The 19,743-nt window shown below is 39.5% G+C and carries 17 protein-coding genes; 13 read left to right on the forward strand and 4 right to left on the reverse strand.

The features are described 5' to 3' along the window. Positions 1 to 13 precede the first annotated feature (13 nt). Together M1F05_RS06370 and ybfF are read right to left on the reverse strand one after the other, a co-directional pair. A complete protein-coding gene (locus M1F05_RS06370) occupies positions 14 to 2,101 on the reverse strand; it encodes a peptidase domain-containing ABC transporter (RefSeq protein ID WP_206086635.1) in 2,088 nt (695 codons plus the stop codon). A gap of 214 nt (positions 2,102 to 2,315) precedes the next feature. Further along, positions 2,316 to 3,092 (reverse strand): esterase, encoded by a 777-nt coding sequence (gene ybfF, locus M1F05_RS06375; protein WP_206086636.1) that lies wholly within the window; start codon positions 3,090 to 3,092, stop codon positions 2,316 to 2,318. Positions 3,093 to 3,413: 321 nt separating this feature from the next. On the opposite strand from ybfF, the gene seqA reads away from it, so the two are divergent. The 7 genes from seqA (at position 3,414) to ihfB (ending at position 11,471) form a co-directional block, all read left to right on the forward strand. Continuing rightward, positions 3,414 to 3,959, forward strand: a complete 546-nt coding sequence (gene seqA / locus M1F05_RS06380; protein ID WP_206086637.1) for a replication initiation negative regulator SeqA — start codon at positions 3,414 to 3,416, stop codon at positions 3,957 to 3,959. A 55-nt stretch (positions 3,960 to 4,014) separates the two neighbouring features. Continuing rightward, the gene (gene pgm, locus M1F05_RS06385; RefSeq protein WP_206086638.1) at positions 4,015 to 5,649 is read left to right on the forward strand and encodes a phosphoglucomutase (alpha-D-glucose-1,6-bisphosphate-dependent); all 1,635 of its coding nucleotides are present in this window, start codon (positions 4,015 to 4,017) and stop codon (positions 5,647 to 5,649) included. A gap of 268 nt (positions 5,650 to 5,917) precedes the next feature. Next, complete coding sequence (gene serC, locus M1F05_RS06390; RefSeq protein WP_206086639.1) at positions 5,918 to 7,009, forward strand: 3-phosphoserine/phosphohydroxythreonine transaminase; 1,092 nt, start codon at positions 5,918 to 5,920, stop codon at positions 7,007 to 7,009. 120 nt (positions 7,010 to 7,129) lie between these two features. Next, entirely contained in the window at positions 7,130 to 8,404 is a 1,275-nt protein-coding gene (gene aroA, locus M1F05_RS06395) for a 3-phosphoshikimate 1-carboxyvinyltransferase (protein WP_206086640.1), read from the forward strand. Positions 8,405 to 8,595: 191 nt separating this feature from the next. Next, positions 8,596 to 9,279 (forward strand): (d)CMP kinase, encoded by a 684-nt coding sequence (cmk, locus tag M1F05_RS06400; protein WP_047756742.1) that lies wholly within the window; start codon positions 8,596 to 8,598, stop codon positions 9,277 to 9,279. 174 nt (positions 9,280 to 9,453) lie between these two features. Next, on the forward strand, positions 9,454 to 11,127 hold the full coding sequence (gene rpsA / locus M1F05_RS06405) for a 30S ribosomal protein S1 (protein WP_004909559.1): 1,674 nt from the start codon (positions 9,454 to 9,456) through the stop codon (positions 11,125 to 11,127). Positions 11,128 to 11,183: 56 nt separating this feature from the next. After that, on the forward strand, positions 11,184 to 11,471 hold the full coding sequence (gene ihfB, locus M1F05_RS06410; RefSeq protein WP_006813582.1) for an integration host factor subunit beta: 288 nt from the start codon (positions 11,184 to 11,186) through the stop codon (positions 11,469 to 11,471). Between the two features lie 20 nt (positions 11,472 to 11,491). Here ihfB and M1F05_RS06415 read toward each other — a convergent pair whose 3' ends face one another. Next, a complete protein-coding gene (locus M1F05_RS06415) occupies positions 11,492 to 11,755 on the reverse strand; it encodes a hypothetical protein (protein ID WP_318825996.1) in 264 nt (87 codons plus the stop codon). A gap of 134 nt (positions 11,756 to 11,889) precedes the next feature. Here M1F05_RS06415 and M1F05_RS06420 point away from each other — a divergent pair, with 134 nt between their 5' ends. The 6 genes from M1F05_RS06420 (at position 11,890) to kdsB (ending at position 18,713) form a co-directional block, all read left to right on the forward strand. Next, entirely contained in the window at positions 11,890 to 14,253 is a 2,364-nt protein-coding gene (locus M1F05_RS06420; RefSeq protein ID WP_206086642.1) for a DNA internalization-related competence protein ComEC/Rec2, read from the forward strand. A gap of 36 nt (positions 14,254 to 14,289) precedes the next feature. Further along, positions 14,290 to 16,035 carry a lipid A ABC transporter ATP-binding protein/permease MsbA gene (gene msbA / locus M1F05_RS06425; RefSeq protein ID WP_206086643.1) on the forward strand — a complete coding sequence of 582 codons (1,746 nt, stop codon included), beginning with the start codon at positions 14,290 to 14,292 and terminating at the stop codon, positions 16,033 to 16,035. Next, positions 16,032 to 17,030, forward strand: coding sequence for a tetraacyldisaccharide 4'-kinase (gene lpxK / locus M1F05_RS06430; RefSeq protein ID WP_206086644.1), 999 nt, complete (start codon positions 16,032 to 16,034; stop codon positions 17,028 to 17,030). Before msbA ends, lpxK begins: the two co-directional genes overlap by 4 nt. Positions 17,031 to 17,429: 399 nt before the next feature. Next, positions 17,430 to 17,645, forward strand: a complete 216-nt coding sequence (locus M1F05_RS06435; RefSeq protein WP_206086645.1) for a cold-shock protein — start codon at positions 17,430 to 17,432, stop codon at positions 17,643 to 17,645. Between the two features lie 136 nt (positions 17,646 to 17,781). After that, on the forward strand, positions 17,782 to 17,961 hold the full coding sequence (locus M1F05_RS06440) for a Trm112 family protein (protein ID WP_206086646.1): 180 nt from the start codon (positions 17,782 to 17,784) through the stop codon (positions 17,959 to 17,961). Between the two features lie 5 nt (positions 17,962 to 17,966). Then, positions 17,967 to 18,713: a 3-deoxy-manno-octulosonate cytidylyltransferase gene (gene kdsB / locus M1F05_RS06445; RefSeq protein WP_206086647.1), complete on the forward strand. Its 747-nt coding sequence runs from the start codon at positions 17,967 to 17,969 to the stop codon at positions 18,711 to 18,713. A 74-nt stretch (positions 18,714 to 18,787) separates the two neighbouring features. Here the strand turns inward: kdsB and elyC are convergent, their stop codons facing one another. Continuing rightward, complete coding sequence (gene elyC / locus M1F05_RS06450; RefSeq protein ID WP_206086648.1) at positions 18,788 to 19,615, reverse strand: envelope biogenesis factor ElyC; 828 nt, start codon at positions 19,613 to 19,615, stop codon at positions 18,788 to 18,790. Between the last annotated feature and the right edge of the window lie 128 nt (positions 19,616 to 19,743).

Consider the following 19,743-nt stretch of genomic DNA (forward strand, 5'->3'; position numbering starts at 1 on the left):
TTGCGTCCATGCCTTATTTTAGAGACTGTTGTAGTGTCCATAGGTGCTTATAAAAATTACCTTGCTCGATAAGCTGCTGGTGGCTACCTTGCTCAATAATTTTTCCATCTTGCATCACAATGATCCGCTGGTGGTGGCGGATGGTTGATAAACGGTGAGCGATGGTAATCACGGTTCTCCCCTTGGCTATTACATGCATATTTTCTTGAATAACCGCTTGGGACTCATCATCTAAAGCACTAGTTGCTTCATCAAAAATAATGACTTTAGGGTTTGCCAGTAAGGTGCGAGCAATTGCGATACGCTGTCTTTGCCCTCCAGAAAGCGAAGTTCCACCTTCTGCGAGCACCGTGTCATAGCCCATTGGTAATTTAAGAATAAAATCATGAGCGCCAGCCATTTTGGCGGCATAAATTACCTCATCCATTGACGCGTTAGGGGCTGTCTGAGCAATGTTATGAAAAACTGATTGGCTAAATAGATAATTTTCTTGTAATACAATGCCGATTTGTTGTCTGAGTGAATTTAAATTGATAGTGGATAAAGGCATATTATCAACGTATACGGCGCCGCTTTCCGGTGTATAAAGCCGCAATAGTAGGCGAGCAAGGGTACTTTTCCCTGAGCCTGATGTACCGACAATCCCGATGGTTTCCCCTGCTTTAATATTTAAATTAAAGTTTTTAAGGATATAAGGCATGTTGGGTTGGTAACGAAATGAGATATCTTTAAGAACAATATTTCCTTTGATGGATGGGGTGTTTTCTTTATTATTTTGTTCGATAGGTAAGTTTATGATTTGTGATAATTTTTCTATGGCAACATTGGTACGGATATAGTCTCCCCATAATTTAACCAGTTTGACCAGCGGCTGATTGGCGTGACTCACCATCATATGAAAAGCGATAAACTGACCGATTGTCATTTGCAAGGCTAATACTTCAGAAGCGCCAACCCATAACACAATGGCACTCGTGACCTTCTCAATGACCATGACTAAATGTTCAGAACGAGAACTAATTTGGCCAGAAACAAAGTTAGTTTGGCTCATATCAGAGGTTTGGTGATCCCAACGGCGGATAAAATTAGGTTCAACTGATAAGCTTTTTGCTGTTTCAATACCATTAATGCTTTCTGTTAGGAAAGAGGTATTAATGGCAATATTGGTAAATTGTTGCTGGGCAGCGGATTCAATTTTAGGGGTTAACCACCAAGCTAATACTAGATAAAGAGGGATAGAACATAAAAATATTAATGTGAGTGTTGTAGAGATTAAATTCATCACATAAATAAAGACAAATAAAAATAAGACATCTACGCACAATGTGAAAAAACTACTGGTTAAAAATTCTCGAATTGTTTCTAATTCTTTGACTCGAGTAACAATAGCACCGATTTGTCGATTTTTGAAAAAGGGAATCGGGAGCCGTAATAAATGATTGACAAGTTTAAGACCAAGGGTCATATCAATACGATTTACAGTATGATGGTAAATATATTCACGCAGCCCCTTTAATATTACCTCGATAAATGCCGCAACGATTAAACCAAAAATTAAAACATCTAAAGTCATTAAGCTATTATGAATTAAAACTTTATCCATAATAACTTGCATTACAATAGGTGAGACTAACGCTAAAATTTGGAGAATAAATGAGAAAAATAAAACCCAAAGAATGATAGCTTTATATTTCATAAACTCAACTTGAAACCATGTTATATCAAATTGGCCTTGTTTCAGACTGACATGCAACCAGTCTCCACTCCAATGTTGTTGTAGTTGTGTTATGTCCCAGATTTCAGGTGGGGAGTTACCAAACTTCTGAATAAGAACTTGTTCATTATTTTTATTAGCTAATAAAAATGCTTCACCCTGGTTATCATATAAAATAACAGGGCAAGTGAGCTTGGAAATATTTTTTGATTTTTGATGTTTTTTTTTGCAGTTAATACAATGATTTTTTTTGATTAGTTTAACTTTTTCACTGTAGCTGATGGTTTTATGTATTAATTCCTCAAGTTTATTGGTGTTGGTTTGCCCTGATAATTTGGCAATGATATTAATAAAGTATAGAGTTGATTGTTCATGAATACTTTTCATTATTTGAATTGATCATTCCTTTGAATATATAAAACAAAGCTAAACTATGGCCATATTTTGTATTTAATTTAATAAGATAATACAGGCTTTAATATTGCCTGTGTATTGAAGTTTGTCTTATTCTTTTATTCAAAGTTAAATTATTATGGTGAATAACTAAGATAAAGATATTGAAATATAGTGCTACTTTTCAATATCTTTATAAAGAAAGGAATTAATGAGAAATAGATAAAAAACGGTGGATAGCTCTTAATACATGGTCGGGTTTTTCTGCGTGCACCCAATGCCCTGTATCTGCAACAACCCATGCCTTTGCGTTTGGGAATTGCTTTGCAATCTCATCTTTATACTCTGCCTGTACATAAGGTGAATTACCGCCGGGGATCAATAAGACTGGTTTATCCCATGTTGGCACGGTTTCCCACCCAATAATTTTTTCATAATTCGCTTTAAGTGCAGGAATATTAAACTTCCATTCCCCTTGTTTAAAGGATTTAAGTAAAAACTGGATAACACCTTCCTCGTTTATTTCGTCTCGCATAATAGCAGCGGCATCTTGGCGATTTTTTGCTTGCTCAGTGGTCACTGCATCTAGTGCTGCAAAAATTTTATCGTGACGGCGCACTTTGTATGCAACTGGAGCAATATCAATGGCGACAATTTTTTCAATAAAATCAGGGGCAATTTCAGTTGCTGCCATAGCAATTTTACCACCCATAGAGTGACCGATTAAAATCGCACTTTCATAACCTAATGATTTGATAAGAGTAATAACATCTTGTGCCATTTGTTGGTAAGACATCTGCTCAGCACGAAAAGAATCGCCATGGTTGCGAACATCAATTTGAACAGTATCGAAATAGTGTTGAAGGTCGCGACCAAGTACACCCAAATTATTGAGGTCGCCAAACAATCCATGAATAAGAACGACAGGGCTATTGCTCAGTGGATTTTCGGGTTTATGAATAGTATGGTTGAGTAACAGAGTCATATTTTTCTTATCAAAAATTAGGGAAGTGAGACACTTATCATGTCATGGCTATAAAGAAAATCCAAATATTCGAATAAGCATCTTAAATATTAAGGTCATTGGCTAGGTCAATAGAATAGCAGGCGTAAGAAGTTAAATTCAGAAAATTGAATATGACTACGGATTAAAAAGACCTAAAGCGATAGAACGATAACACACTGAAATATCATCAAACTTAGCAGAATGTTTACTTTAAGTTATTGAAATTTTAATTGTTTTGTTTTTTTTAAAACTGTCTTATAATCACACCGCAAATTTTAGTTAAATAAGTACTGGGAAAAAATGAAAACGATAGAAGTTGATGAAGAGCTTTACCGCTATATTGCGAGCCATACACAGCATATCGGTGAAAGTGCATCGGATATCTTGCGCCGTATGTTAAATTTCAAATCCGGGCAGCCAGTACCAGTTAAAGAGATTAGTCAGGCACAACCGGTGGTTAAGGTCGAACCCGCAGCGAGTACACCTGTGGTGGCACAAAATCCAGTTAGAGTCGTTCGAGAATTATTATTGTCTGATGCTTATGCTGAAAAAAGCAAAGCTATCGACCGCTTTATGTTGATTTTATCAACACTGTACAGTTTAGATGCAAAACGTTTTGCCAGCGCAACTGAGCTCATGCATGGTCGTACTCGTGTTTATTTTGCGGGTGATGAGCAAACATTGCTTGCTGCAGGTAAACAATCTAAACCTCGTCATATCCCAGGTACGCCTTACTGGGTGATAACGAATACAAACACGAATCGCAAACGCAGTATGGTTGATGCCATCATGCAGGAAATGCAATTTCCAGCCAATGTGATTGAAAAAGTGAGTAATACAATTTAATAACTGAATTTCACTGATGTTGATAACCAAGCATCAGTGCTTTGGGAGAAAACAAGTGACAATACATGAACGTGCAGGGCAGCTTCCGTTTCAAAGTGACTTGATCAATGTCGCTCAATTAACCGCTCAATATTATACGCAGCAGCCTCAGCCAGGAAATGCTTCACACGCTGTTAAATTTGGTACTTCTGGCCATCGCGGTAGTTCGTTACGCAAGAATTTCAATGAAAATCACATATTAGCAATTGCGCAGGCTATTGCAGATTTACGTAAACAACAAGGTGTTACGGGGCCTTGTTATGTTGGTAAAGATACACATGCATTGTCTGAAGCGGCGTTCATTACAGTGGTTGAGGTATTAGCAGCGAATCAAGTTCATGTGATTGTTCAGGAGAATAACGGCTTTACGCCAACACCTGCGGTCTCTCATGCAATTTTAAGTTATAACCAGTCTCATACTGATATAGCGGATGGCATTGTCATCACGCCATCTCACAATCCACCAGAAGATGGTGGGATCAAATACAATCCAGCTAATGGTGGCCCAGCTGATACTGATTTAACATCAGTCATTGAAAAACATGCCAATCAATTATTGGTAGATAACCTCGTTGGTGTTAAACGTTTAAATTTTGATGTTGCAATGGCAAGTGAATACGTTACAGCACAAGATTTGATCATGCCTTATGTGGTTGCGCTTGGTGAAGTTGTTGATATGGCGGCAATTGCGAAGTCAGGGCTGAAAATAGGTGTTGACCCATTAGGCGGCTCAGGCATTGAATATTGGAAAAAAATTGCAGAATATTATCAACTAGATATCGAGATTGTTAATGACCAATTAGATCAAACCTTTCGTTTTATGCCTCTTGACCATGATGGTGTTATCCGTATGGATTGCTCATCTAGTTGGGCAATGGCGGGCTTATTAGGGATGAAAGAGAAGTTTGATTTAGCATTTGCTAATGATCCCGATTATGACAGACACGGCATTGTGACACCAGATGGTCTAATGAACCCTAATCATTATCTTGCCGTTGCGATTGACTATTTATTTCAACATCGCCCGCAATGGGGGAAAGAGGTCGCTGTTGGCAAAACACTGGTTTCCAGTGCGATGATTGACCGCGTTGTTAACGACATTGGTCGTGAACTGGTTGAAGTGCCTGTCGGGTTTAAATGGTTTGTTGATGGCTTATTTAGTGGGAAACTGGGTTTCGGTGGTGAAGAAAGCGCGGGTGCATCATTCCTTAAATTCGATGGTACGCCTTGGTCAACAGATAAAGACGGTATTATCCTGTGCTTGTTAGCAGCTGAAATCACAGCGGTTACAGGCGAAAACCCGCAGCAGCGTTATAATAAATTGGCCAAGAAATTCGGAGCCCCAATTTATAATCGCATTCAGGCCAAAGCCACACACGAAGAAAAAGCTAAGCTGAGTAAATTATCTCCAGAAATGGTTGCAGCTGATATGTTAGCAGGGGATAAAATTACCCAGCGCTTAACGACGGCTCCAGGTAATGGCGCATCCATTGGTGGGTTAAAAATTATGACGGATTATGGCTGGTTTGCCGCAAGGCCTTCAGGAACAGAAGAAGCTTACAAAATTTATTGTGAAAGTTTCCGTGGTGAAGAGCACCTTCGCCTCATTGAAAAGGAAGCCATCGAAATTGTGAGTAAAGTGATCAGTTAATCAATCCCTTCGTTTGAATATCCCGCATTGTTACTTTCGGTAGCAGTTCGGGATATTATCTGTTTTTTATCGTTAATCTCTTCATAAAATTAGGGTTGTTGAGAGTGTGACGAGATTAACAAAATTCTTTTCTTTATTCTGCCCCAAATTCCCCTATAACTTTTCATTATCGCGCGACAATAACCGTTGCAGCTAAAGGCTCACAATGGTACAACTTTAAGCATCTGTGTGAATTTTGCTAACGATAATTGAAGATAGGGTGAGGTCAATGAGTCAGGTTTATAATTTCAGTGCAGGTCCAGCAATGCTACCTGTCGAAGTGATGCGTCGTGCTGAACAAGAATTTTGTAATTGGAAAGGCTTAGGTGTTTCGGTAATGGAAGTCAGCCATCGTGGAAAAGACTTTATTGAAGTGGCGTCCGAAGCAGAACAAAACTTACGTGACTTATTAAATATTCCAGATAACTATAAAGTACTATTCTGTCATGGTGGAGCCCGCGCTCATTTTGCTACTTTGCCAATGAATTTATTAGGGGGCAAAACAACTGCAGATTATATTGTTAGTGGTTATTGGTCAGAATCAGCAGCGAAAGAAGCTGAAAAATACTGCAAGCCGAACGTCATCAACATTACAGAAGAAAAAGATGGCGTTGCAAGCTTAAAACCTATGAGCGAGTGGCCTTTAAGTGATGATGCGGCCTATGTACATTATTGCCCTAATGAAACGATTGGTGGCTTAGCAATCCATGAAGAACCTGATTTCCCCGAAGATAAAATTATCGTTGCGGATTACTCATCTTCCATCCTTTCTAAACCTATCGACGTTAGTCGATATGGCGTGATTTACGCAGGCGCTCAAAAAAATATTGGGCCTGCGGGGCTAACTATTGTCATTATTCGTGAAGATTTATTAGGTAAAGCATCACCGCAAACGCCGTCAGTATTTGATTACACAGTATTAGCAAAGCACGATTCGATGTTTAATACCCCACCAACATTTGCGTGGTATTTAGCGGGTATGGTTTTCAAATGGCTGAAAGCGCAAGGCGGTTTGCAAGAAATGGCAAAACGCAATTATGAAAAATCACAGTTACTCTATAATGCGATTGATGATAGCCAGTTTTATATCAACCGCGTTGCGGTAGAAAACCGTTCTTGGATGAACATACCATTCCAAATGCAAAACCCTGCGTTAGATGCCAAATTTATCGAAGAGGCAAAAGACCAAGGGCTACTTTCACTAAAAGGCCATAAAGTGGCTGGTGGTATGCGTGCGTCTATCTATAATGCGATGCCATTAGATGGTGTGCAGGCATTGGTTGATTTTATGGCTGATTTCGAACGCCATCACGCTCAATAATGAGATTTACCGACTGAAATAGGATGTTCAGTCGGTTATTTGTGCCCTCACGATTCGATTAAAAAGAAAATAGGGTCAAATTTTATTTACTTGCCAACTTCACTGGAGAAACTGCTTTTTATGCAATCCCTGACATTACAACCTATCTCTTCAATTAACGGCACCATCAACTTGCCAGGGTCAAAAAGTGTCTCAAATCGTGCACTGTTATTAGCTGCCATGGCCAAAGGAACGACCACACTCACTAACTTATTAGACAGTGATGATATTCGCCATATGCTGAATGCATTAAGCTTGCTAGGTGTGAATTATCAACTTTCTGAAGATAAAACACGTTGTCGAGTGGAAGGTTTGGGGGGGAATTTATCTCACCCTGATGTGCTAGAAATATTTTTAGGAAATGCGGGAACAGCAATGCGCCCACTAACCGCTGCTTTGTCATTGAGCCACAATGACATTGTGCTCACAGGCGAACCTCGTATGAAAGAGCGCCCAATTGGTCACTTAGTGGATTCGCTAAGAGAAGGTGGTGCTGTCATTGAATATTTAGAGCAAGAAAATTACCCCCCAATTCGCCTGAAAGGTGGTTTTGTCGGTGGGAAAATTTCGGTTGATGGCTCAGTTTCAAGCCAGTTTTTAACTGCGTTATTAATGGCAGCCCCTCGATCTGAGCAAGACACGACCATTTCAATTATTGGAGAGTTAGTCTCTAAGCCGTATATTGATATAACATTAGCGTTGATGAAAACCTTTGGTGTTGAAGTCGAAAATAATCAATACCAGAACTTTATCATTAAAGGCCAGCAGCAATATCAATCACCAGGTGAATATTTGGTCGAAGGTGATGCATCTTCTGCTTCTTATTTCTTAGCGGCAGCGGCGATTAAAGGCGGCACTGTACGCGTCACAGGTATTGGCCGTAACAGTTTGCAAGGTGACACTAAGTTTGCAAACGTGCTTGAAAAAATGGGTGCAACCATTCGCTGGGGGGATGATTTTGTTGAATGTGAACGTGGAACATTAACAGGGATTGACATGGACATGAATGCTATCCCTGATGCCGCAATGACAATTGGTACTGTTGCATTATTTGCCGAAGGTGAAACGGTTATTCGCAATATTTATAATTGGCGTGTAAAAGAAACTGACCGGTTATATGCGATGGCAACTGAGCTACGTAAAGTGGGTGCAGAAGTAGAAGAAGGGCACGATTATATTCGAGTGATACCGCCGAAAAAATTACAGCATGCTGAAATTGAAACGTATAATGACCATCGTATTGCGATGTGCTTTTCTTTAGTTGCACTCTCAGATACAGCAGTAACTATCTTAGATCCAGGTTGTACAGCAAAAACTTTCCCCGACTATTTTGAACAGTTAGCTCGATTAAGTTAATCACCCGATGAAAAGGGTTGATAGCAAAGTCTAAATATCAACCTTTTTCATTCCGCATAGAAATCAACTTTCTCTTAATTTATTGCAATCATCAGAACCTGCTTATTTCACAAAATTGATGAATTGGTATAATACCTTCACTGAATTCAATTGTAGGTAGCCGAGGCTATTTGCAGGAAAGGAGATTTTTTATGGTGGCAATCGCCCCTGTAATCACGGTTGATGGACCTAGCGGAGCAGGTAAAGGCACCCTTTGCCAAGCATTGGCAAATGATTTTGGATGGCAACTTTTAGACTCAGGTGCAATTTACCGTGTACTGGCATTGGCTGCACTGCATCATCATGTTGATATCCAATCAGAAGATGCATTAGTGCCTTTGGCTGCAAATTTAGATGTTCGTTTTGTTCCTGAAGAAAATGTATTAAAAGTGATCTTAGAAGGGGAAGACGTTTCCAATCAGATCAGAACAGAAACTGTTGGTAATACAGCCTCACAAACCGCGACATTTCCTCGTGTTAGAGAAGCATTATTAAGACGTCAGCGCGCATTTCGCACGATGCCAGGTTTAATTGCAGATGGTCGTGACATGGGAACTGTTGTGTTTCCTGACGCACCAGTGAAAATTTTCCTTGACGCCTCAGCGGAAGAACGCGCACATCGGCGCATGAAGCAGTTGCAAGAAAAGGGCTTTGATGTTAATTTTGAACGTCTTTTAAGCGAAATAGAGGAGCGTGATTTTCGTGATCGTAACCGTTCCGTTGCGCCTCTTGTTGCCGCGAAAGACGCATTAGTGCTGGATTCCACAAGTATGTCTATTGAGGAAGTTATTGAAAAAGCACGCACCTACGCAAAAAAAATTCTACAATTATCGTGATAATAGGCTTTATTTTAGCTTATAATTAGATAATATACGCACTTACCGCTATGTTGGTTATTTTATTAGCATAGCATTAACCTTACGACATGGAACGTTGTCGGGTATGTGAAACAACCCCATTTGGCGGGAAGCTAAGTGGACGTTAATTAAAAACTCTTGAAGATCATTAATATGACTGAATCTTTTGCTCAACTCTTTGAAGAATCCCTGCAGAATATTGAAACTCGTCCTGGTTCTATCGTCCGTGGTACTGTTGTTGCCATCGACAAAGACGTAGTCCTGGTTGACGCAGGTCTTAAATCAGAATCTGCTATCCCAGTAGAACAGTTCAAAAATGCTCAGGGTGAGCTAGAAATCCAAGTTGGCGACGAAATCGATGTGGCTCTGGATGCAGTAGAAGATGGTTTCGGTGAAACTATCCTGTCTCGTGAGAAAGCGAAACGTCATGAAGCATGGCTGATGCTGGAAAAAGCTTACGAAGAAGCTGAAACTGTAACTGGTGTTATCAACGGTAAAGTTAAAGGTGGTTTCACTGTTGAACTGAACGGCATTCGTGCGTTCTTACCAGGTTCACTGGTAGATGTACGCCCAGTTCGTGATACTACTCACTTGGAAGGCAAAGAGCTTGAGTTCAAAGTAATCAAGCTGGATCAGAAACGCAACAACGTTGTTGTTTCTCGTCGTGCTGTAATTGAATCTGAAAGCAGCGCTGAGCGCGATCAACTGCTGGAAAACCTGCAAGAAGGCATGGAAGTTAAAGGTATCGTTAAGAACCTTACTGACTATGGTGCATTCGTTGATCTGGGCGGTGTTGACGGCCTGCTGCATATCACTGACATGGCTTGGAAACGTGTTAAACACCCAAGCGAAATCGTCAACGTTGGTGATGAAATCAATGTTAAAGTTCTGAAATTCGACCGTGAGCGCACTCGTGTTTCTCTGGGTCTGAAACAACTGGGCGAAGATCCTTGGGTCGCAATCGCTAAACGTTACCCAGAAGGTACTAAACTGACTGGTCGCGTTACTAACCTAACTGACTACGGTTGCTTCGTTGAAATCGAAGAAGGCGTTGAAGGTCTGGTTCACGTTTCAGAAATGGATTGGACTAATAAAAACATCCACCCATCTAAAGTTGTTAACGTTGGTGATGTTGTTGAAGTTATGGTTCTGGATATCGATGAAGAACGTCGTCGTATCTCACTGGGCCTGAAACAATGCAAATCTAACCCATGGCAGCAATTTGCAGAAACTCACAACAAAGGCGACCGCGTTGAAGGTAAAATCAAGTCTATTACTGACTTCGGTATCTTCATCGGACTGGACGGCGGCATCGATGGCCTGGTTCACCTGTCTGACATCTCCTGGAACGTTGCAGGCGAAGAAGCAGTTCGTGAATACAAAAAAGGTGACGAAATCGCAGCTGTTGTTCTGCAAGTCGACGCAGAGCGTGAGCGTATTTCTTTAGGTGTTAAACAGTTAGCTGAAGATCCATTCAATAACTACTTAGCAGCAACTAAGAAAGGCGCAATCGTAACTGGTAAAGTTATCGCGGTTGATGCTAAAGGTGCAACTGTTGAGCTGACTCTGGGCGTTGAAGGTTACCTGCGTGCATCAGAAGCTTCACGTGACCGTGTTGAAGATGCAACTCTGGTTCTGAACGTTGGTGATGATGTTGAAGCTAAATACACTGGTGTTGATCGTAAAAACCGTGTAATCAACCTGTCTGTTCGCGCTAAAGACGAAGCTGATGAGAAAGACGCTGTTGCAGCTGTGAACAAGCAAGAAGATACAGCATTCGGCAACAACGCTATGGCTGAAGCTTTCAAAGCAGCTAAAGGCGAATAATTAAGTGGGGGCAACGGTAATGTTGCCCCTTTGTAGCGGTAGTTTAGGGAGGTACTATGACCAAGTCTGAGTTAATTGAAAGACTGGCTAGCCAGCAATCTCATCTTTCAGCAAAAACCGTTGAGGAAGCTGTAAAGGAAATTCTTGAGCATATGGCTGATACGTTAGCTAGCGGTGAGCGTATTGAAGTCCGTGGTTTCGGCAGTTTTTCTCTTCACTACCGTGCACCACGAGTTGGCCGTAACCCAAAAACAGGTGACAAAGTGGAACTGGAAGGTAAATATGTTCCCCACTTCAAGCCAGGTAAAGAGTTGCGTGATCGTGTAAATATTTACGGTCAATAATAGACTGTAAATCTTAATTATTACATCAAACAGCGCTTGTGTTTAACATGGCGCTGTTTTTTTATATCCTGACCAACACCAACACCAACACCAACACCAACACCAACACCAACACCAACACCAACACCAACACCAACACCAACACCAACACCAACACCAACACCAACACCAACACCAACACCAACACCAACACCAACACCAACACTATTTTTAGAATAAGCGAAAATAATCGTATGAAAACAAAAATAGTATTTAACTACGTATGACTGCGAAGCGCTTCGCAAAAATTTTGTAATTAATATTCTTTATTAAATGCTTTTGGGAAGTTCGTTCTAACGTTGTATTTATGAATTAAAAGTTAAACCAATAAAGGCTAAGTTAGGTATAAGGTTTAAAAATAGATAAAAATAAAATTACAATGAAAAACTTTCAAAACAATAATAGGATATGGAAATATAAAGACACAAAATTATCCTTAACATTGGTATCATTCGCTGTTATCGGTGGGGTATTACCTTTGTTATTTATACCTAATCTTTTAAATATTGATGATTCAATTTTTATTTTGTTTTCTTCTGTTTTTTTATTATTTATACGTTTTGTAAATAAAACCCTAAAATTAGTTTTGTTAGTAATGGTTTTCTTTCTATGGGGAAATTGGCATGGTAATAATATAAATAGTAATATAAATTTTTTATCTGAAAGATATCATTATCTGGACATAACAGTCACCAGCTTATCAACTGAAAATAAAGAACAAAAACTAAAAGTTAAAATTGATAAGGTTAATAATAAAGTAATTTACCCACCGCTTTATGCAATATGGAAAAGTAAAGAAATTATATGTGCAGGGCAATCATGGCGAATTAATAGCAAACTAAAGCCTTTACATAACTCTTTGAATGAAGGTAGTTTCGATCAACAACGGCATCAATTAGCGCAACGGGTTGTTGGTATACTAAAGAATAAAGAAAATATGGTATTGGATCCTGAATGCTCCATAAGGCAAAAAATAATCAATAATTTTATAGAGCCACTTAGTGTCTTAAGAAATGTAGGGATTATTTATGGATTAATGTTTGGAGAAAGAACATTATTGTCTGAAAAACACTCGCGTTTATTACAGCAGACTGGTTTAACTCATTTAATGGCGATTTCAGGCTTGCATATTGGGTTGGCTTACTATTTAGGGATTCTTATAGCCAGAGGCATACAATATGTGCTTCCCATTCGTTTTATGAATCAGGTTTTCCCTATTGTATTGGGATTAGTATTAGCATTTTTGTATTCATGGGTCTCTGGCTTTGCAATTCCAGCGACTAGGGCATTGTTTTCACTGATTTTATGGGTCTATATTCGAAACAGCCCATCATTATTCTTTTCTTGGCAGTGGGCACTTTGGAGTATTGCAGGCATTTTACTATTTGACCCACTTGCTATTTTATCAGATAGCTTTTGGTTATCGAGTTTTGCTGTTTTAGCTATTTTGTATTGGTTGACCGTTTTTCCATTACCTGCACATCTAATTCAAACGAAAGTTATTGGCAAAGTCATAGGTTTAGTTCATTTACAGGTTGGGTTATTGATTTTATTAATACCAATGCAAGTAATTGTATTTAATGGTGTTAATGTCATGAGCATATTTGCTAATTTATGGTTTGTTCCATTGATATCTTGGGGAGTAGTACCCGCAATATTGGCTATTTTTTTAATACCAAATCTAACATTACAAAATTTAATTTTTGGTTTTATAGATAGAGTCATTGATTTTGGATTGCTTCCGCTACCTTTTTTTAGCCGCTATTGGATAGATCTTTTTCATATACCCTATTACCTATTATTTATTTGCTGGTCTATAGCGCTAATATGCCTATTTAGGTGGTATAAAACGTATTTTTCTCTTATTGGGTGCATTGTGGTTTTGATTTTAGTAGAGCGGAGCAACGATAAAAAGCCAGTGCATGACTGGAGTATGACATTACTCGATATTGGGCATGGCTTAGCTGTTATTATTGAGCAAAATAATTTAGCTTACCTATATGATACTGGAAACTCTTGGAAAGGGCATAGCAATGCCAAAAGGCAAATAATTCCTTTTTTAAAACAAAGAAATATAATACCGATGGGAATTATTTTAAGCCACAATCATTTGGATCATACTGGAGGGGTCAGTGACTTAATTAAGGAATATCCGTGGTTGAATTTACGAAGTAGTTTTGGAATTCATTTAGCTAAATCTAAGCAAAAAAAATCGAGTAAGTTTAAAAAGATGATGAATCTACCTTGCGTTAAAGGACAAAAATGGCAATGGGGAAAGTTGATGTTTGAAGTTTTGTGGCCAGAAAAATTATCCGCTATTTCTCATAATAATGATTCATGTGTTATACAGTTTACAGATGGATACCATAAAATTTTATTGACTGGAGATATTGAAAAGAAGGGTGAAGAAAAATTAGTTGAAACTTATAAACATAGCCTCCATTCTTCTATTTTGTTTGCGCCTCATCATGGAAGCCAAACATCATCAACTAACTTATTGTTAAGAAATGTTCAACCTGAAATGGTTCTCGTTTCATCGGCAAGGTATAGCGCATGGAAAATTCCGTCGGAAAAGGTCTATCAAAGGTACAAAAAAAATAATATCCATTGGTTAAATACTGCAGAGAAAGGGCAGTTAACATTATGGTTTAACAAAGAAAATATCAGTGCACGTAGCTACCGCGATGAAATTTCTCCACGTTGGTATCATCTGTGGTTTGGCTTACCGCTGTTTCCCGAGTAGAATAGTGCGCTTACATTAAGTCTGGTAATTAAAAGTATGAATGATAAAGACCTTTCGACAAAACAAACTTTTCGCCGCTTATGGCCGATTATTGCGCCTTTTAAAGCGGGCTTAATTGTTGCAGCAATTGCTCTTATTATAAACGCTGCTGGCGATGCGTTTATGATTTCGTTATTAAAACCTTTATTGGATGAAGGTTTCGATAAAGCCGATAACGATGTATTAAAATGGCTCCCACTCGCCGTATTAGGTTTAATGGTTGTCCGTGGTGGTTCTAGTTTTGTCTCAACTTATTGTGTTTCTTGGGTTGCAGGTAAAGTTGTGATGAATATGCGCCGTAAACTTTTTGGCCATATGATGGGAATGCCAGTGAGTTTTTTCGACCAACAATCCACGGGAACGCTTTTATCTCGAATTACCTATGATTCAGAACAGGTTGCGTCTTCATCTTCAGGTGCATTAATTACAATTATCCGTGAAAGTGCTTATATCATCGGCTTATTTACAATGATGTTTTACTATAGCTGGCAATTATCACTCATTTTGATTGTTATCGCGCCTATCGTGTCCATTACTATCCGAATTGTTTCTAAGCGTTTTCGTAAGATCAGTAAAAATATGCAAACAGGTATGGGGCATGTCACTGCAAGTGCGGAACAAATGCTAAAAGGGCACAAAGAAGTTTTAATTTTTGGTGGTCAAAAAGTTGAAACTGAGCGTTTTTATAAAGTTAGTAATAATATGCGCCGCCAAAATATGAAGATGGTGACCGCGTCGGCAATTTCAGACCCCATTGTGCAGCTGATTGCCTCATTTGCCCTTGCATTCGTTTTGTATGCAGCAAGTTTTCCTGATATTCGCGATGAACTCACCTCTGGTACTATTGCCGTTGTTTTCTCATCTATGTTTGCATTGATGCGCCCGTTAAAATCATTAACGAACGTCAACGCGCAATTTCAGCGTGGAATGGCAGCTTGCCAAACGTTGTTTGCTATCTTAGATTCCGAACAAGAAAAAGATGAAGGGACTAAAGTTCTCAAGGATGTGAAGGGTAATATCAAATTTGAGAATGTAACTTTTACTTATGCAACAAAAGATCATCCTGCATTAGATGATATTTCTTTTACTTTGCCAGCAGGAAAATCCGTTGCGTTAGTTGGACGTTCAGGCTCTGGTAAATCGACAATTGCCAACCTAATCACGCGCTTTTATGACATTGATAAAGGTTCTATCCAAATTGATGGCCATGATATTCGTGATTACACACTGTCATCATTGCGTAGCCAAGTTGCTCTTGTATCGCAACATGTTTACCTTTTTAACGATACGATAGCGAACAATATTGCTTATGCAACGGATGGAAGCTATAGCCGTGAGCAAATTGAAAAAGCGGCTGAAATGGCTTATGCCATGGACTTTATTGCTAAGCTTGATAAAGGGTTAGATACCGTTATTGGTGAAAACGGTGTCATGCTTTCAGGTGGACAACGCCAGCGTATTGCAATTGCACGTGCTTTATTACGTGATGCACCAATTTTGATCCTTGATGAGGCGACATCAGCACTTGATACAGAATCAGAACGTGCAATCCAAGCTGCACTTGATGAGTTACAGAAAAATAGAACATCATTGGTAATAGCGCACCGGTTATCAACAATTGAAAATGCAGATGAAATTTTAGTTGTACAAGATGGTCATATCATTGAGCGTGGAACACATACATCGTTGCTAGCGCAAAATGGGGCTTATTCTCAATTACATAGTATTCAATTTAAACAATGATAGAACGTATTTGGTCCGGCAAATCATGGCTGTATGTATTACTATTGCCGTTATCTTTTCTTTATGGATTGATAGCAATAATACGCCATGCAGCTTATAAAGTCGGACTAAGTCGCTCTTGGAAAGCACCAATACCTGTGGTTGTGGTGGGAAACCTCACAGCTGGAGGTAATGGCAAAACGCCAGTGGTAATCTGGTTGGTTGAGTCGCTGGTAAAAGAAGGCTATCGAGTGGGGGTGGTGTCTCGCGGTTATGGTGGAAAAGCAGAGAGTTACCCACTTGTTCTTGATGAAAATACGCCAACAACAGCTGCTGGTGATGAGCCTGTTCTAATTTACCATCGTACTAAAGCCCCCGTTGCAGTAGCCCCTAAACGTAGTGATGCAGTCAAAGCACTTCTGGCCGTGCACGAATTGGATGTGGTCATCACTGATGATGGTTTGCAGCATTATGCATTGCAACGTGATTATGAAATCGTTGTGATTGATGGTCAGCGTCGTTTCGGTAATGGGTGGTGGCTACCTGCTGGGCCCATGAGAGAACGAGCGGGGCGTTTAAATAGTGTGAATGCATTAATTGTCAATGGTGGACAGCCAGAGGGGCGTGAAGTATTGATGACCCTAGAAGGTGACACTGCGGTTAATATTGTGACTTCAGAAAATCAGCCTGTTAACCAGCTTCAATCAGTAGTTGCAATGGCTGGAATTGGGCATCCGCCTCGTTTTTTTGCCTCTTTAGAGCATAAAGGGCTTACGTTGATGAATACCCACGCTTTTGCTGACCACCAAGATTATGAGCAAAAACAACTTGCTGCTCTTGTTAAACCTACCCAAAGCTTACTGATGACTGAAAAAGATGCCATTAAATGCCGCTCATTTGCACAGCCAAATTGGTGGTTTTTACCTGTAAAGGCGCAATTATCATCCAATGGTGAGCAAAAAATCCTAAGTGAAATAAAAAAACTTATCACAAATAACAAAAATGCTTGCCACTAACACTTCACTATGATAATAATATCGCCACTGTGATATAGGTCTAATTATTATGTATCTAGATACAATACAGTAATAATTGGATTTTATACTAGCTTAATTTCACGCTCCGTTCTTTAGTTAGTCTTCATATCCTCGCACATCAACGCTGTTAAATCGTTGTTACTTAGTTTTGTCATCATAATGTCAAAATAGACTGTTAACTTCACAGTAGATGCGTGGTGCCTGAAATCTACATTTACGGGCGTTATAAAAGATGCACATTAATTTAGTGCATGAATTGGTAAAAGTTTAATTACTCTTTAATGTATTAATAGATCGGCAATATATAAATGGGAAGCAAGAAAGAGTAATGATACAAAAATAAAAAGGTATTGTTCTTAGAACAAAAGGAGTTTTAATATGAATTTTCAATTACATATGGGTCGAGTTAAATGGTTTGACGCAAAAGAAGGTTACGGTTTTATTTCACCTTTTAATGGTGGAGATGATGTATTTGTGACAACAAAATCAATTGCTAATAAAAAAATTAAATCATTGTTTGAAGGTCAAAACGTTGAGTTTTCCTTAACTCGTAGTTCCGATGGCATAACGGCTGCTGACGTTATTGCTTACTAAATAAAAACAGCACAATTTCTCCTGCTTTCATCCTCTCATCTTCGCAGGCGATCTTAATCAGAAAGATTAAAGTTAACGGTGATATCTGCATGTGATATCCTGACTCTAAGTGAGTCAAATCCATTCGGGAGAAAACATGGATCACCGTTTACTTGAAATCATTGCCTGCCCTGTTTGCCATGGCAAATTAAGTTACAACAAAGAACACCTCGAACTTATCTGTAAGTTTGATCATCTGGCCTATCCCATTCGAGATGGCATCCCCGTTTTACTCGAAAACGAAGCGCGCCAAGTCTCATTAGATGAAGGACAATAATCGCCATGTTTACGGTTATTATTCCTGCGCGTTATGCATCAACCCGTTTACCTGGCAAGCCGCTGGCTGATATCCATGGTAAACCGATGGTTGTTCGAGTGATGGAGCAAGCCATTAAATCAGGTGCAGACCGAGTGATTGTCGCAACAGACCACCAAGATGTGGCGAATGCGGTCATTGCTGCGGGTGGCGAAGCGTGTATGACTAACCCTGATCACCAATCAGGTACAGAAAGATTAGCTGAAGTTATTGATACATATGGCTTCTCTGATGATGAAATCATTGTGAATGTACAGGGTGATGAGCCGTTAATTCCGCCTGAAATTATTAGCCAAGTTGCTCATAACCTTCAAGGCAGTAAAGCGAATATGGGCACTCTAGCTGTACCAATTCATGATGCACATGAAGCTTTCAACCCAAATGCAGTGAAAGTGGTGACAGATCATGAAGGGTATGCATTGTACTTTTCCCGTGCAACGATCCCTTGGGATAGAGACAATTTTGCGAAAAACCATGATTCGATAGGTGATTTTTTCTTACGCCATATTGGTATCTATGCTTATCGTGCAGGCTTTATTCGCCGTTATATTCATTGGGAAGCGAGCCCGCTAGAGAAAATCGAAATGCTTGAGCAACTTAGAGTGCTTTGGTATGGCGAAAAAATTCATGTGGACGTTGCAAAAGTGACACCGGGGGCAGGTGTTGATACACCAGAAGACCTAGAGTTGGTGAGAAAACAATTCTTATCATAGGTATTTATTCGCTTTTACCAATGGCATGATGCGATAAAAAAGGCGTAACCTTAATGAGTTACGCCTTTTTGTTTTTATTCGGAAACAACTAACTCAGGTGTGCTGAGTGATTCTTCCAAGGCTTGAGTATTGTCAGGCTTTATATGCCACCAAATCGTGCCAATAAACTCGTACCAAGCTCGCTCGCTATGGCTGAAGTAATAGGATGAAGGAATATATTTTTCCCATGGATTAATACCACTGCTAATGGCTAATTGATTTGCAGGGGCTGGATAAGGCTGCATACCTCTATCGGTGAACATTGTAATAGCCCTTGGCAGATGGTTAGCGGATGTCACAAGTAAAAATGGCGCTTTACCAATGATTTTCTCAACCTCGTAAGCCTCTTCTTGTGTATCTTTGGGGTCAGTGAGTGGGATTGTATCTGACTCAGGAACACCCAATGACTGTGCTACGTTAGCTGCAACTTCGGCACTGCTCATCGTGCTGTTGGCTTTTCCGCCTGTGAATATCAGTTTGCTCCCAGGGTGTTTAAGATATAAACGCACGCCTTCGGTGACCCTTGGCAGGCTGTTATTTAATAAATTAGCGCTTGGGCTCCAATCAGGGTTATAGGTAAAACCACCGCCTAAGACTACGATGTACTTGATATCATTTGGTGGGTTTTCTGTGATTAATTCATAGCGTTTATTGTATTTACCCTCAATAGGGGCGAGCAAGCTATCTGAAACGGGTTGTAAACCAAGTAGCGCTATTAACACTAAGCTCGCGGTTGTTAAGCTTTTCCCCCATTTTTGCCAGCGAGTAAACCACAGTAAAAGCAGCCCGATAGCCCCAATGATGAGCAATAGTGGCAATGGCATCAAAAGTGAGCCAATGTACTTCTTTAAGAAAAATAACATAATCAAGCCTATATTTAGGGGACTAACCACTGCCAATACTCGGTATGAGTCTGGCAAATTTGCTACATAAGACAACGAAAATTAGCGTTAATAATGCCAAAATGAAATTCGCTGAGCAAAAAAAACTA

Origin of the sequence: Providencia sp. PROV252 (assembly GCF_033676005.1) — a bacterium.
GTDB classification, from domain to species: domain Bacteria; phylum Pseudomonadota; class Gammaproteobacteria; order Enterobacterales; family Enterobacteriaceae; genus Providencia; species Providencia vermicola.